This is a genomic window from Tenacibaculum profundi, from assembly GCF_057162725.1.
In genome coordinates this window covers 1754578-1769265 of sequence record NZ_CM169894.1, presented here as the reverse complement: position 1 = coordinate 1769265, position 14688 = coordinate 1754578, and the positions used below count along the sequence as shown (strand labels likewise).

The 14688-nt window shown below is 30.9% G+C and carries 10 protein-coding genes; 6 read left to right on the top strand and 4 right to left on the bottom strand.

What is annotated here, in order from left to right; genetic code table 11:
• Positions 1–753 precede the first annotated feature (753 nt).
• Positions 754–987 (top strand): hypothetical protein, encoded by a 234-nt coding sequence (locus AC2GW8_RS07200; RefSeq protein ID WP_440882081.1) that lies wholly within the window; start codon positions 754–756, stop codon positions 985–987.
• Positions 988–1082: 95 nt separating this feature from the next.
• On the opposite strand, the gene AC2GW8_RS07195 is transcribed toward AC2GW8_RS07200, so the two are convergent.
• The 3 genes from AC2GW8_RS07195 to AC2GW8_RS07185 are packed head-to-tail and all read right to left on the bottom strand — an operon-like array spanning position 1083 to position 4521.
• On the bottom strand, positions 1083–2303 hold the full coding sequence (locus AC2GW8_RS07195; protein WP_440882080.1) for a BaiN/RdsA family NAD(P)/FAD-dependent oxidoreductase: 1221 nt from the start codon (positions 2301–2303) through the stop codon (positions 1083–1085).
• 4 nt (positions 2304–2307) lie between these two features.
• Complete coding sequence (locus AC2GW8_RS07190) at positions 2308–3243, bottom strand: GYDIA family GHMP kinase (protein ID WP_440882079.1); 936 nt, start codon at positions 3241–3243, stop codon at positions 2308–2310.
• Positions 3244–4521 (bottom strand): hydroxymethylglutaryl-CoA reductase, encoded by a 1278-nt coding sequence (locus AC2GW8_RS07185; protein ID WP_440882078.1) that lies wholly within the window; start codon positions 4519–4521, stop codon positions 3244–3246.
• 141 nt (positions 4522–4662) lie between these two features.
• Between AC2GW8_RS07185 and AC2GW8_RS07180 the strand changes: the two genes are divergently transcribed.
• The 4 genes from AC2GW8_RS07180 (at position 4663) to AC2GW8_RS07165 (ending at position 10643) form a co-directional block, all read left to right on the top strand.
• On the top strand, positions 4663–6810 hold the full coding sequence (locus tag AC2GW8_RS07180; RefSeq protein ID WP_440882077.1) for a S9 family peptidase: 2148 nt from the start codon (positions 4663–4665) through the stop codon (positions 6808–6810).
• A 15-nt stretch (positions 6811–6825) separates the two neighbouring features.
• Positions 6826–8208, top strand: a complete 1383-nt coding sequence (locus tag AC2GW8_RS07175) for a peptide MFS transporter (RefSeq protein ID WP_440882076.1) — start codon at positions 6826–6828, stop codon at positions 8206–8208.
• A 74-nt stretch (positions 8209–8282) separates the two neighbouring features.
• Positions 8283–10031, top strand: a complete 1749-nt coding sequence (locus tag AC2GW8_RS07170) for a peptide MFS transporter (protein WP_440882075.1) — start codon at positions 8283–8285, stop codon at positions 10029–10031.
• A 96-nt stretch (positions 10032–10127) separates the two neighbouring features.
• Positions 10128–10643, top strand: coding sequence for a thioredoxin family protein (locus AC2GW8_RS07165; RefSeq protein WP_440882074.1), 516 nt, complete (start codon positions 10128–10130; stop codon positions 10641–10643).
• Positions 10644–10651: 8 nt separating this feature from the next.
• Here AC2GW8_RS07165 and AC2GW8_RS07160 read toward each other — a convergent pair whose 3' ends face one another.
• Positions 10652–12670 (bottom strand): ComEC/Rec2 family competence protein, encoded by a 2019-nt coding sequence (locus AC2GW8_RS07160; protein WP_440882073.1) that lies wholly within the window; start codon positions 12668–12670, stop codon positions 10652–10654.
• A gap of 204 nt (positions 12671–12874) precedes the next feature.
• Between AC2GW8_RS07160 and AC2GW8_RS07155 the strand changes: the two genes are divergently transcribed.
• Positions 12875–14443: a hypothetical protein gene (locus AC2GW8_RS07155; protein ID WP_440882072.1), complete on the top strand. Its 1569-nt coding sequence runs from the start codon at positions 12875–12877 to the stop codon at positions 14441–14443.
• Positions 14444–14688 lie beyond the last annotated feature (245 nt).

Here is a 14688-nt window from a genome sequence, read left to right as displayed (position 1 = left end):
TAAACTTATAGTTTTTACAAAAGTACATGTTATTTTCTAATAAAGACAATGCTTACGATTCTGAAAAATATTGAAAAGAGAACGTTGTCTTTATTCTTTTACTCAATCAGGTTTTTTAGTTACTATTAAAAGAGAATGTTATTGACTTTCGTAGAATTATTTAATTTGTTGCTATAGTCTTAAAATAGCATTTAATTCTTTTTAAAAGAATTTTGGTAATTTTTAGGTTAATATCTTTAGTTGTTTTATTAGTTAGTTTTACTAGTGCTAACGCCTAGTTTGTTAGGGTTTTTGAGTATTTATAAATAGGGTTTTCAGGTGTGCTTAAGTGCCTTTTTTTAACATAATGAATACTGTTTTTTTTATATTTTTGCGTCAGTTCTAAGAGACGTCTTAGAATTTTTCTTTTTCATAGCAATTTTCCCGCTCTAATTTTGGAGCGGGTTTTTTTGTATCGTAAAATAAATAAAATTTGATTTTATGATTTTAAAAAGATTGAACTTAGTTTAATATTTTTCATTTGTATCGGTTTGTTTCTAAGCTTTAATGTTAAAAAAAAGTTAGTAGATACTTAACTTACGTTTTTTTCGTTATTAGAGTAATAATAATTTTATAAATAGTTAAAAACTCAAATAAATTGTCCCCCACAGCAAAATTTTAAAAAAACGAGTCTTGTTCTCATTTTGAATTTATTTAATAATTAATACCTATTTCTCTTGGAATAGGTATTTTTGTGAAAAAAATATAAGGTTGATGCATAAAATTAAATTAGTTTGGGACTTCAGAGGAGAGGATAGTTTTGAAATAGCAAAACATCATTGTTTGCATTTAAAAGAGTTTGTGGACCAAAACGACCTACCTTTTTTTGATATCAATCTCGAAGAAATTAACAAGTTTCATGTACTGGCTTTTATAATTGTCGACGAGGCAAATATGAAGATATTCAGAGATGCGTTGAAACCTCATAGGGGTTTGAAAGTAGTCTAAAATAACTGTTTGAAGCTATTTTGTCAAACTTTTTTATTAGCAATATTTGATTGAAAAAAGAATTAGTTGTTTTTTTAAATTGTAGATAAATTTGGTTACAAAATAGAATTTTCAGCAATGCTTTTAGCACAGATATATCCGCTTGTCCAAGCGTTTTGAAAATTGAATCCACCTGTAACAGCATCTATATTTAAGGCTTCGCCAACGATAAATAGATTTTTATGTATTTTACTTTCGAATCGCTTAAAGTCAATTTCTTTTAGGTCAATTCCACCAGCGGTGACGAATTCGTCTTTAAAAGTAGTTCGACCATTTGCGTTAAATAGTCCTTGCGTTAATTGAATCGACAAGCTGTTTAGCTGCTTGTTACTTAAATCAGCCCAATTTGCGTTAGTTGAAATCTTGGTTGCATTTAGTAGACGTTCCCATAATCTTTTAGGAAGATTTGAAAAAGGAGATCTTAAATAAATATGTTTTTTGGAAAGCTTTTTTTTAAAATTATTTAACATTTCAAGAACTTCATCACTATCCATACCAAGCCAATTGACGATAACATTGTATTGATAGTTTTTTTCTGATAATATCCTTGCTCCATGAGCAGAAAGCTTTAAAACAGCAGGACCACTTAATCCCCAATGGGTAATTAGTAAAGGACCTGAATTTTCTAGCTTTGTTTTAGCAATTTTTACAATAGCATTGGGAACCGATACTCCTCCTAAGTCAAAAATCCGAGGGTCTTTAATATTGAAGGTGAATAATGAAGGGACGGGTGTGATGATTTTATGATTTAGCTTTTTTGCTAAATCCCATATTTTCTTGCCACTACCTGAGGCAATAACTAGAAAATCACATTGGTGATTTTTATTTTTAGTGATAACCTTCCATGAGTGATTTTGATGTTCAATATCAATTACGTTTTGATTCGTAGTAACTTTTATATTTAGTTTATTAGTTAATTCTGTAAAACAACTAATAATTGCCTGAGAAGTGTTTGCTTCTGGAAATACTCGGTTATCATTTTCAACCTTTAAAGGTACGCCACGATTATCAAACCATTCAAAAGTATCGCCAGTCATAAATTGATGGAAAGGTCCCAATAATTCCTTTTTTCCTCTTGGATAGTTTTTAATTAGTTCTTTAGGTTCAAAGCAAGCATGTGTAACGTTACAACGTCCACCACCTGATATTTTAACTTTTTGCAAAACATCTTTTCCTTTTTCAAGAATTGTAACGTCTAATTCTGGATTTAATTCTTTGACATTTATTGCTGTAAAGAAACCAGCAGCACCTCCTCCAATAATAATTACTTTTTTCACAGCTTTACAAAATCATTTGATTATAACTTAAAATAGTTTTAAAACCTTTATTTTTAAAATATTCGGGGGTATCATTGTTTCCAGTCGCTAATATAAAATCACCGCCCCAAGCTCCTAGGCTCTTAATTTCTCCAAAATAATCTGAAAATAATTTTTTCTTAACAGGTTTTTCTTTTATGATCCCACTTATTATTTGTTCGTGCTCCTTAATAATAGAACCAAAATCATTAATAGATTTACATATCAATAATCTATGGGTGATGTCGTTTATTGATGATATGTGTTGCTTAACTTTGTCTTTTACTTTTTTATACTGGGCAATTCCCTCTCTACTATTTTTCTTCTGATTTAAGTGAACAAAAAATAGTTGATCTTTAAAATTTGGATTAAAATTAACTTTTTTTATGATAGGTTTTTTTTCTTCAATTTGATAAAGTATTGGAGTGTTGTTTTTGGCGCAAGCAATATCGTAACCACTTCCTGAAAAAGAGTTTTCTAATAACGTAAAAGGATCTATTTGAGCCCATTCTGCTATATTATTGATCAAGGTTGAAGAACTTCCTAACCCCCAATTTCTTGAAAAAGTTAATTTTGTTTTAGCAATAAAACCACTCGAAGTATTAAGGAAATTAGGGTTTAATTTTCTAGCTTGTTGTAATATTTTTTGGAGGGTTTCTGCAATAAATTCTGAACTTCCCTCAATATTAGAATTAAAAGTAGCTGATGTTAATCTTAATTTTGGAAGGCTAAAACTAGCCTCAAACCAGCAATTTCCTGATTGGGTGAAGCTGGCCCAAATTAATTCAGGATCATTTATACTTTGCACAGTTAAATCTTGACCAAACTTAGATGGAACAGCTAAAGCTTCTGCTCCATCGAGTACCAAGTATTCTCCTGTAAGAAGTAGTTTTCCGTTACTATAATATCTTACTGAATCCATCTAAGAGTTTTTTCTCAAATTTTTAAGTTTTTGTACTACTGCACTATGTGAAACAGTACTGTTTTCAAATTCTTTAGAGATTATGTTTTTTTCTTCATTTGAGGCTCCCATTTGATTTAAAATATTCATTAAATGCATTTTCATATGGCCATGTTGAATTCCTTTTGTTGTCAAGGCTCGTAATGCGGCAAAGTTCTGAGCTAAGCCTGCTGTAGCAATAATTTCCATTAACTTTGGAGCGGAGGGTCTTCCCATCATATCCAATGAGAGTTTGGCCATTGGATGCAAGGCTGTTAATCCCCCAACAGTTCCTATTGCTAAGGGAAGTTCGATCCAAAATTTAAAGATTCCATTTTCAATTTCGCAATGAGATAAACTTTTATATGTACCCTCTTTGGACGCATAAGCATGAACTCCTGCTTCAATGGCTCTAAAGTCGTTTCCAGTCGCTAAAACAACGGCATCTATACCGTTCATAATACCTTTATTATGTGTTACAGCTCTGTAAGGTTCTATTTCAGCAATTTTAACTGCTTGTTGGAATTTTCTTGCAAACTTTTCAGGATTTTCACCTCCTAAATCTTGAACTTTACAAGATACTTCAGATCTTACCAAACATTCGGGGACATAGTTTGAAAGAATACTCATAATAATATCAATATCATTTCTTCTAAATTCATTTGCAATAGCCTCCAAGCAAGAATTTATAAAATTAGCGCCCATTGAGTCTTTTGTTTCAAAGCAAACATGAAGTTGATAGTAATCAGTAAGACTTTTGGTCTTGTCAATAAGGTTAATGTCTAAAATCCCACCACCTCTTTTTCTCATATTCTTTGTAATGGAAAGGGTTGCTTTGAGTAAATTATTTTTTTGTGTTTCGAAATAGGTTTCTAAATCTTCTTTGTTACCAGAATACATAAAGTGGATATGTCCTACTTTTGTAGTAGAAATAACCTTTGTTTTGAAACCTCCTCTTGTACTCCAAAATTTAGCAACTAATGAGGCAGCTGCAACAACAGAGCTTTCTTCAACTACCATAGGAATTACATGCTCTTTATCGTTTATAACAAAATTAGGAGCGATACCATACGGCATATAAAAATTGGTGATCGTGTTTTCTATAAAATCATCATGAAGCCTTTGCAATGCTTCATCAGCATTCCAGTACTGTTTTATCGTTTCAATAATTTCATTCTGATTATTAAAAAAGTTAGTTGCTAACCAGTCAATTTTTTCTTTTTTCGATAGCTTTGAAAATCCTGAAATAACTTTCGCCATTCTTCATTAAGTTTTAGGAGGTCAAAGATAAATGAATCCAATTAATTTAGTATTATCTGAACATATTTATGATCATTTTGATCTAAAAATTAATGAATTTTCCGTAAACTTGGCAAACTTTTGACACAGACAATACTAAATATGAACAAATTATTAATCTTTGTTCTTGGATTATCTACTTTACTTCAAGCGCAAAAAAAGAACATTTCTCTAGAAGACATATGGAAAAACAATACTTTTAGATCTGATTATATGAACTCCCTAAATTCCATGAATGGTGATTTTTATTCACTCATTGACTTTGATGGATTTAGTTCTTCGGTCAATAAATACAGTTATGAGACTTTAGAAAAAATAGAAACAATAGTTGACAGTAAAGATTTAGCAAATATTGATTATTTTAATTCCTATGAGTTTAATAATGATGAAACAAAATTAATTTTAGGAACTAATTTTAAACAGATATTTCGTCATTCGTTTCTTGGTACATTTTATGTTTATGACATAAAAACAAAAAAGATTTCTTTAATAGGGGAAGATATACAGGAACCCACTTTTTCGCCAGATAGTAAAAAAGTTGCATTTGCAAAAGAAAATAATTTATTCATAAAGAGTTTCGATAAAGAAGAGGTTGTTTATAAAATTACATCTAGTGGTGAAGAGAACAAAATAATAAATGGTATTACTGATTGGGTTTATGAAGAAGAATTTGGTTTTGTTAAAGCTTTCGAATGGAGTGGAGATAGTAATCATCTTGCTTTTTTAAGATTTGATGAAAGTAAGGTTAAAACGTTTTCAATGGATGTTTTTGGTAATGGGAAGTATCCAGTTCAGCATGTATTTAAATATCCCAAAGCTGGAGAGGATAATGCTAAGGTTTCACTGCATATTTTTTCTTTAAAAACTAATAAAACAGCAGAAATCACTGTAGGTGAATATGAATACATTCCAAGGATAAACTGGACTAAAGATGATAAAGTTTTGGCTGTTAGAACACTTAATCGTCATCAAAATGACTTAAATCTGTATTTTGTTAATGTTGATACTTATCGTAGTCAGCTAATATTAAATGAGAAAGACAAAGCCTATGTGGATGTTAATGATGATTTAACTTTTTTAGACGATAACAGTTTTATTTGGACAAGCGAAAAAAATGGTTTTAATCATATTTATCACTACAATAAAGCAGGGAAACTGATTAATCAAATAACAAAAGGAGAATGGGAGGTAACTTCTTATTATGGATTTAATAAAACAAACAATACAATTTGTTATCAATCAGTCGAAAATGGATCGATAAATAGAGGTGTTTATAGTATCTCTTTAGAAGGAAAAAATAAAAAGCTACTAAGTGAGCAAACTGGAACAAATATAGCAGCTTTTAGTAAAAATTTAAACTATTTCATTAATACCTATTCAGATGCAAGTACACCAAGTATTTATTCATTGAGAAATGCAAAAGGAGAAGTTTTGAAAATTATAAAAGACAACGCTGCTCTAAAGTCGAAATTAGCAGAGTATAATATTGCTAGTAAAGAATTTTCTACTATTTCTGTAAATGGAGAGGAGTTGAATATGTATATGATCAAACCAACTAATTTTGATCCTTCAAAAAAATACCCTCTTTTAATGTATCAATATTCTGGTCCAGGTTCACAACAGGTAGCGAATAGATGGGGTGGGTCAAATGAGTACTGGTATCAAATGTTAGCTCAGCAAGGTTATATAATAGCATGTGTTGATGGAAGAGGTACAGGATTTAAAGGACGAGACTTTAAAAAAATTACCTACAAAAATCTTGGAAAATATGAAATGGAAGATCAGATTGAAGCTGCCAAAAAAATAGGAGAACTTTCTTACATTGATGCAAAAAGAATTGGTATTTGGGGATGGTCTTACGGTGGCTATATGAGTACCAATTGCATACTTAAAGGAAATGAAGTTTTTGCTGCAGCAATAGCTGTTGCGCCTGTTACCACATGGCGTTTTTATGATACAATATATACAGAGCGTTACATGAGAACTCCAGAAGAGAATGCTTCAGGTTATGACGAGAACTCTCCGCTAAGCTACCCAGAATTATTGAAAGGAAAGTACCTGTTAATTCATGGTACAGGTGATGATAATGTACATGTTCAGAATACATATAGAATGGTAGAGGCATTAGTTCAAGCTAATAAAGATTTTGAATGGGCTATATACCCAGATAAAAATCATGGTATTTATGGAGGTAATACACGTTTACATCTTTATACTAAAATGACTAACTTTATCAAAAATAACTTATAAACTAAACAAATAAATATGGCTAAAAATATAGTAGCAGAGAAAGAAATCTTTGGACATCCTGCTGGGCTTTATGTTCTATTCTTTGTAGAAATGTGGGAACGTTTTTCTTATTACGGAATGCGTGCTATTTTAACACTTTTTCTTGCAGCTCCTGTTATTCTAGGGGATCCGCAGTCGGGATATGGATGGACAAATGCAGAGACATTGTCTTTTTATGGAACCTATACAATGTTCGTGTATTTAACATCTATACCAGGAGGTTGGATTGCCGATAAGTTTATAGGTCAAAAAAAGGCTGTGATGTTAGGAGGTTTGTTGTTATGTGCGGGCCATGGAATATTGGCGATTAATGCACAGTGGGCTTTTTTCGCAGGATTGATTTTAATTGTAATTGGTGTTGGTTTTTTGAAGCCAAATATTTCGACCATGGTTGGTGGTTTATACAATCAAGGAGATGACAGAAGAGACAAAGGATTTTATATATTTTACATAGGTATTAATTTAGGAGCATTTTTGGGAGCTCTTATTGTTGGAGCCGTTGCCGCCAAGTATGGTTGGCATTATGGTTTCGGTTTAGCTGGAATTGGAATGGCATTGGGGCAGTTAGTTTATATGTTCGGATTAAAGTATTTAGATGGAGTGGGTGAATTCCTTGGAAAGAAAGATTCTCCAGACAAGGAATTAATGAAGAAACCTTTAACTCAGGTCGAGAAAGATAGAATGTTAGTAATGTTCTTGTCATTCCTAATCATTATTGTTTTTTGGGGTGCTTTTGAGCAAGCTGGAGGTTTAATGAGTCTATACACTGAGCAAAAAACAAATAGAATTCTTTCTTTTTCTTTACCGCTTATAGGGAATGAAATTCCTGCTGCGGTTTTTCAATCGATTAATGCATTTTTCATTATTGTACTAGGTACTGCTGTTGGTGGGTTCTGGTATAACTGGGGTAAAAAAGGAAAAGAATCTTCTTCATTATTCAAAATGGCTGTGGGAGTTATTATCATGGCATTTGGATTCTTCTTTATGAGCAAAGCAAGTACAGAGGTTGTAATGAATGGGGAGGAAGTTGTTGAAAAATCAGCCATGATATGGTTAGTTTTAGCTTACTTATTCCACACTATCGGTGAATTATGTGCTTCGCCAGTAGCCTTATCTTTCATCACAAAATTAGCTCCAGTAAAGTATGCGTCTTTTATGATGGGAGCTTATTTTGCTGCTACAGGATTAGGAAACAAAGTAGCTGGATTCGTTGGAGAATTGTCTGAGGGAGCTGGAGAATTTCAAGTATTTACAGGAATTGCTATATTTTGTACAATATTTGGGGTATTAATCATAACGTTGCTAAAGCCATTAAAAAGATTAACTCATGGTGCTGAAAATATAGAAAATAATAATTAATTATTTTATGCGATAAACCTCACAAGAAAAACTTGGGAGGTTTGTTGCGTTTACAAACTAAATATTAGAAATATATGAAGACAGATATCGAGAATTTATTTAAAGATAAAGTACTGGGGCATCCGGCGGGACTATTTGTTCTATTCTTTACAGAAATGTGGGAGCGTTTTTCTTATTATGGAATGCGTGCTATTCTGGTTATTTTTTTAACAGGAGCAGTTTTAGGAGATAATCCAGGATGGGGTTGGAGTACTTCCGCTGCCTTATCGTTACTAGGTACTTACGCCCTTTTTGTATACCTTACACCTTTGCTTGGGGGATGGTTAGCTGATAATAAAATTGGATACAGAATGGCTGTTGTAATTGGAGCACTTCTAATGACTTTGGGGCATGCTTCAATGGCTTTTGAAACACCAACATCTTTGTATATTGGAATAGCTTTATTGATTATAGGAAACGGTTTTTTTAAACCCAATATGACCTCAATCATTTCAAAGATGTATGCAGGAAAAGATGATAAAAAAGATGGAGCATATAATATTTTTTACATGGGGGTAAATGCAGGTGCGTTCATAGGTATTATGTTATGTGGATGGGTTGGAGAAAAAATAGGATGGAGTTATGGGTTTGGATTAGCAGGTGTTTTTATGTTGTTAGGAATGTTGCAGTTCTATTATGCACAACCGATTTTTGGAACACTTGGAGACAAGCCTTTGAAAACAAATAAAGAAAAAATAGAGGTAGAAGAGGAAGTAGGAGTAAGAAATCCTTTTTCTATTATTGATTATATATTAATAGGGCTTTTTACTATTTCTGCTTTAATTTTTATCATTAATGACCCTTTAAGTAAGATTGGAAATATTAATATTTTGAATTTTAGTGTTGCTGGGTTGTCTGATTCATTGTTTTTTGCGCTATTAGCGGCAATTTCATTTATTGTACTATTATTGGTAAGAATACCAAGATATACAAGAATTGAAAGAGACAGAATGATTGCATTTGCCATCTTTAGTTTATTCACAATTTTCTTCTGGGCTGCTTTTGAACAAGCAGCAGGATCTTTGCCTATTTATACAAGAGATTTTACAGATAGAATTTTAGAAGGTACTTCAGGAACTATATTTAAAGTAATTGATCTATTGGTAACTGTTGTTCCATTAGGTATTATAACGTATGTTTTAATAAGTCTATTTAGAAAGACCTATACCAAAATCGGATTGTCAAACATTATACTAGGATCTAGTTTCGTTATTGTCTGGATCATTGTTTTATATAAAATTTACACAGAGTTTAGTAGTTCTGAAACTGAAGTTCCGGTTACTTGGTTTGCTATTTTAAACTCTTTGTTTATTATCATATTTGCTCCGTTATTTACAAAGTGGTGGGACAGCGATTATAACCCACCTGCGTCAGTTAAGTATTTTCTTGGTCTGGCTTTGTTAGCTTTAGGTTTTGGATTTTTAGCTTTTGGTGCAAGAAATGTTTCTGCAGGTGCAGAAGGTGCTAGTTTAAGTATGATTTGGTTGGTTTTGGCCTATTTATTTCACACGCTTGGAGAACTATGTTTGTCACCGATGGGGCTTTCCTATTTGAGCAAGTTAATTCCAACAAGAATGATTGCGTTTATGTTTGGAGTTTATTATCTGGCAATTGCAATAGGAAATAAGCTAGCACATTACATTGGTGGAGATATTGAAAAAATTACACAGGAATATAGTTTATCAGGTTTTTTCTTAATTTTTACATTAATACCTCTCGGATTAGGGATCATATCTTTAGTATTACATCCTGTTTTAAAGAGACTTATGCATGGAGTTAAATAATAGCTTATATAGTTAAACAATATTAAACCTGTTAAATCGTTGAGAATTAATAGGTTTTTTTTGTAATTTTGGAATAGTTATTGAAATTAAGAAGATATGAAGAATTTTATTTTTATAATACTAGCTTTAATTTCTTTGGGTATAAATGCTCAAGATAAAATAGATTGGTTGTCTTTTGAGGAAGCTATGGAAAAAAACGAAAAAGAACCGAAACCTATATTAATTGATATTTATACGGACTGGTGTGGTTGGTGCAAGAGAATGGATAATACAACCTATAAAAATGAGGTAATTATAAAATACATAAATGAAAATTATTATCCAGTAAAATTAAATGGGGAAGACCGAAATGATATTAGTTTTGAAGGAAAAACTTTTGCCTACAAATCTCAAGGAAGAAGAGGATATCACGAATTAGCAGCAGCGTTAATGAAGGGTAGATTGAGCTATCCATCTACAGCATTTTTAAATAAAGACAAACAGTTGCTACAAAATGTTCCAGGATATATGGCTGAAAAGAAATTTGAAATAGTGTTGGCTTTTTTCAATGACGATAACTACAAAAAAACGAAATGGAAAGACTTTGAGAAAAATTTTAAAAGTTCTATCTAGCTTTTGTTTCAATTAAAAATATATGCACCGTTTTGTTCAGTGGAATAAAACGGTGTTTTATGTTTTAGACATGTTTTTTTCCATATAGTTATAAAGCTTTTATAGTTACTTCCATCAGCAATTATCAGTTTAGGATTGTTTTTTTTCAAAATACGTTCAAGGTTTATTTTGGGAGAGTTACAAAGTAAAATAGTTGTCTTCTTATCTATTCCTTTTAAACCCTGTAAGTAAGTATCTTTTAAAACTAAAAGAGTATTATTTTTGTGCTGTATAATATTTGGGGTTTTATTACTTAAATTGATATTTACGTTTGTTTTCTGTTTAATTGGATCAGTAAAATAACCGAGGCTTTTATGCTCTTTAGAATGATAAATCATTAAATCTTTCCCCTTTTGCTTGCCGATAATAGTATTTCTGTTATCATGGAAAACGGTTAAGGTGTTTTTTAAATAAATTACTCTTTTTTCATAAATATTTACTAGTTGAAATGTTAAAAAACAATAAAGAATCAGAAAAAAGCGGGTTTTAGTAAAGTGATAAAGTATATTGATGCTTCCAAAAATGATCAAATAACAAAGAAGTATTTCAAACTTATTAAGGATAAGGTTCTTGAAAATGAAATAATCGAAAGAGGAAATCCATTCAATAAAATTATTCATTTGAGAAATGATATAGTTGTATAGAAAAGCAATAGGATAGGGTAAAATATTAATAACTGCCATAGAGATAATTATAATTCCTAATATCAAAACAAAGCTTAAAAAATAAATAATGACTAAGTTCGAAATTAGGAACAGGCCTGAAAAGCTATTAAAATAATAGATGCTTAGAGGAAGTATTGCGATTTGTGCAGATAGAGAAATAATTAATATTTCCCATATTTTAGAAAAAAAAGCATTACTAAAGTGTATTTGTTTCTGTAGTACTGGGTATATCCAAACAATCCCGAAGGTAGCAAGATAGCTTAGCTGGAAACCAATGTGAAACAAAAACATAGGCTTTATTAAAAGTAGAAATAGCATGGAACTTATAATAGAATATTCCGTAAAAGTATTTTTATTCAATAACTTTCCTATGATAACGAAAGAAAACATAGTCGCAGAACGCGTTATGGATGCCGAAAGGCCTGAAATAAATGCGAAACCCCATAAAATAACTAAAATAATTAAAAATTTAACCTGACTACCATATTTAAATTGAGTAAGGAAAGCCAATATACTGTTTAAAAAGTAGAGTAAAATACCAAGATGTAGTCCAGATATAGCAAGAATATGAATGACGCCAGCTTTTGAATAAGCAGTTCTTATTTTATTAGACAAATCTTTACGTTGTCCAATAAGAAGTGCTTTTATAACAGCAAGCACTTCTTTTGAGAAAGGTTGTTTATCTAAAGATATTTCTATTCTTGCCCTCAATATTTCTGCAATTCTAATTATAGAATTATTTTTTGTTTCTAGTATTTGAAATTCATTATTATCCAAATAGATTTGTTCGAACACATATTTTTTTGATAAATAGCTTTTGTAGTCAAAATGACTTGACGTTAATGGAGGTTTTATTGAACTAAAGTTAGCATTAGAATATATTAGTTGACCTATTTCTAATGATTTAGAGCCTTTATTTTTAATATTAACAAGTACATTGCCTCTAGTTTTTATATTATTTACAGAGACAACTGCTCCTATATATCGTTGATAATACGAATTGTATTTTAGTTTTTCCTTTATGTGAAGAGTTAAAATTTTATTTTCTGACGGTATTTTTTTGTAATAATTAGAATAGTTTATAGGGTTATTAAAAAAAGAAGTTAGAAAGCCAACACTGATGAATAATAATATTACTATCAACATAAATAGTAAATGACCGATTTTATTCATTATGAAGTATAGAAAAATAATTATTATAATAATGTATAGATAACTTTTTTGTAAGCTTAGCTCTTGTATATCCATATTATTTTCTATACAAATTCCTACACATATAGACAGCATAAGATAGAAAGGAAGGTACTCTATTATTTTTTTCATAGCCTTTTAAATTCTTATAAATATAGCATAAAATCATAAGAGTTTTCCGTTAGCTTCTACCCATACTTCTTTAAGTCTATTTATTGAAAATTAATTCTTTTTAATTAAAAGTTGCGAAATAAGTAATAAGTATTTTAAAAACGAGGATTCGATTAATTTTTTAACAACCCTTTCACTATAATTTTGCCAAAAAAACATAAAATAATGAATATTAAAAAAACAATTTCCTTACGCTTATTAGCATTAGCTATTGCAGGGACTACAGTATTAAGCTCGTGTGATAGTAACGAGCAAAATTTTTCTGAAGAACTAGAAGTTGCGAACTCTAGTCAATTTAGCAGTTTAAAGTCTTTATTGCCTCCAGGTACCTCTTCTAAAGTTCTTAATAGTAAATCAGATATTACGGGGTCAGGCCCAATTTATTTGATCCAAGACAAAGGCGCTGAAACGGCTAGTTTAGCAGAGCTTTGTCAAGAACAAGGTGTTGATTATTTGGTTAAAGCTTCAAATAAAGTTGAAAAAGAAGCTTTGAAAAGTACTATGGTAGCTTATGCGGGAAGCAACAAGAATAATTCAAATTTATATGTTCTTTCTTATGAAGAGCCAGTCCAAGGTCGAAAAAGTATCTTTTATGAAGAAGGTGACGATAAGTCAGTATCTTCAAAAGGTATGGACGAGGAAAGTGTAAGTATTTCATCTTTCACTGTAAATGAGATTAGTAATGAGATTAGTAAAGAATTATCAAAATTATCAGGAAAAAATGCTCTCAACGCTACTAGAAATAAAAGCACAGCTTTTGATAAGTATCAACATGAAGCTAGTTATTTTATAGATACTAAATCTTTGAAGTATATTGTTGTTGTTAAAATAGCTAAAGGAATAACAAATGATACAAAAGATAGTGGATATGGTATTCATGTGGAATATTTACCTCAGTCTGGTGTTGTACACAAGCGAGCAAGATTTGGAGACTTATGGAAAAATCCAGATTATAGTATATGGTACCCAAGTTATGGAATGAAATATTATCAAGAGCTAACAGATTTAATTACTGCAGTTACTTTTGTAACAGAATTGACAGGTCCAAGTCAAGCTATTATAAAAGATCATTCTCCAGTTGCTAAAATTAGTGGATCCGTATCAAGAACACGTCAAAATCCAAGTTATTCGTTTACAATCGGGGGAGGTTTGGACGCATCGGTTAGTGCAGATGGTCCTAGTTTAGGGGCAAATTTAAATGGATCTTATACTTATAATAGTGGAAGTCTTTCAAGTACGATTACTTCAGAAGATGTTAAACATTTAGTCAATCAAGAGCCAAATGGATTGAAACATGGCGTTCAATACCTACAAGACTATGTGGCAGGACAACGTTATCTTAAAGAGCATCCAAGGACTCCATTAGGATCGTATGACTTAAGAGATAATACTATTATATTAGGAGGGTTAAATAAGCCATTAGGTATGTTTGCGTCAGAAACACATGATGAACTCTTTATTGCGGATATGCAAAGTTTACCAGGTATGTCAAGATCTAATACGAATCCAAACGCAATGGTGAATTACTTTATAGCAGATCATAATGTTCCTAGCAATGGGGTAGTTAAAGTAAAAGCCAAGATTTATTTAGATTATATGGATGCTAAAGCTGGTCAAACTCCATATGAGTACTGGAATGTTGATCACCCTAGATATTCGATTGAAGCAACATTCTGGAAACATTCAGCTCCTGCACATGATTTTGAAATAAATCTAAAAAAATTAGGAAACTAAATAATGATAGCATAACATAATAGTCTACTACTCTAAATTGATATTATGTATGTATTAAAAAGTCGAGGTAATAAATAATTACCTCGATTTTTTACATTTAAAAGTAAATTATAGAGATTTTTAAGATCGTTAAAGCTATTTTCTTACTCATTATTTTGATCATCTATCAATATTTATTTTTTAAATTGCTGTATTACAGGTTTTTGTGTTCCTTTGTGAATCGAAGCGATTATAATACTTCATTA

Excerpts from the sequence above, each read along its gene's own strand:
- AC2GW8_RS07180 (WP_440882077.1), top strand. The coding sequence starts at position 4,663 with ATGAACAAATTATTAATCTTTGTTCTTGGATTATCTACTTTACTTCAA.
- AC2GW8_RS07170 (WP_440882075.1), top strand. The coding sequence starts at position 8,283 with ATGAAGACAGATATCGAGAATTTATTTAAAGATAAAGTACTGGGGCAT.
- AC2GW8_RS07165 (WP_440882074.1), top strand. The coding sequence starts at position 10,128 with ATGAAGAATTTTATTTTTATAATACTAGCTTTAATTTCTTTGGGTATA.
- AC2GW8_RS07190 (WP_440882079.1), bottom strand. The coding sequence starts at position 3,243 with ATGGATTCAGTAAGATATTATAGTAACGGAAAACTACTTCTTACAGGA.
- AC2GW8_RS07175 (WP_440882076.1), top strand. The coding sequence starts at position 6,826 with ATGGCTAAAAATATAGTAGCAGAGAAAGAAATCTTTGGACATCCTGCT.
- AC2GW8_RS07200 (WP_440882081.1), top strand. The coding sequence starts at position 754 with ATGCATAAAATTAAATTAGTTTGGGACTTCAGAGGAGAGGATAGTTTT.
- AC2GW8_RS07160 (WP_440882073.1), bottom strand. The coding sequence starts at position 12,670 with ATGAAAAAAATAATAGAGTACCTTCCTTTCTATCTTATGCTGTCTATA.
- AC2GW8_RS07155 (WP_440882072.1), top strand. The coding sequence starts at position 12,875 with ATGAATATTAAAAAAACAATTTCCTTACGCTTATTAGCATTAGCTATT.
- AC2GW8_RS07185 (WP_440882078.1), bottom strand. The coding sequence starts at position 4,521 with ATGGCGAAAGTTATTTCAGGATTTTCAAAGCTATCGAAAAAAGAAAAA.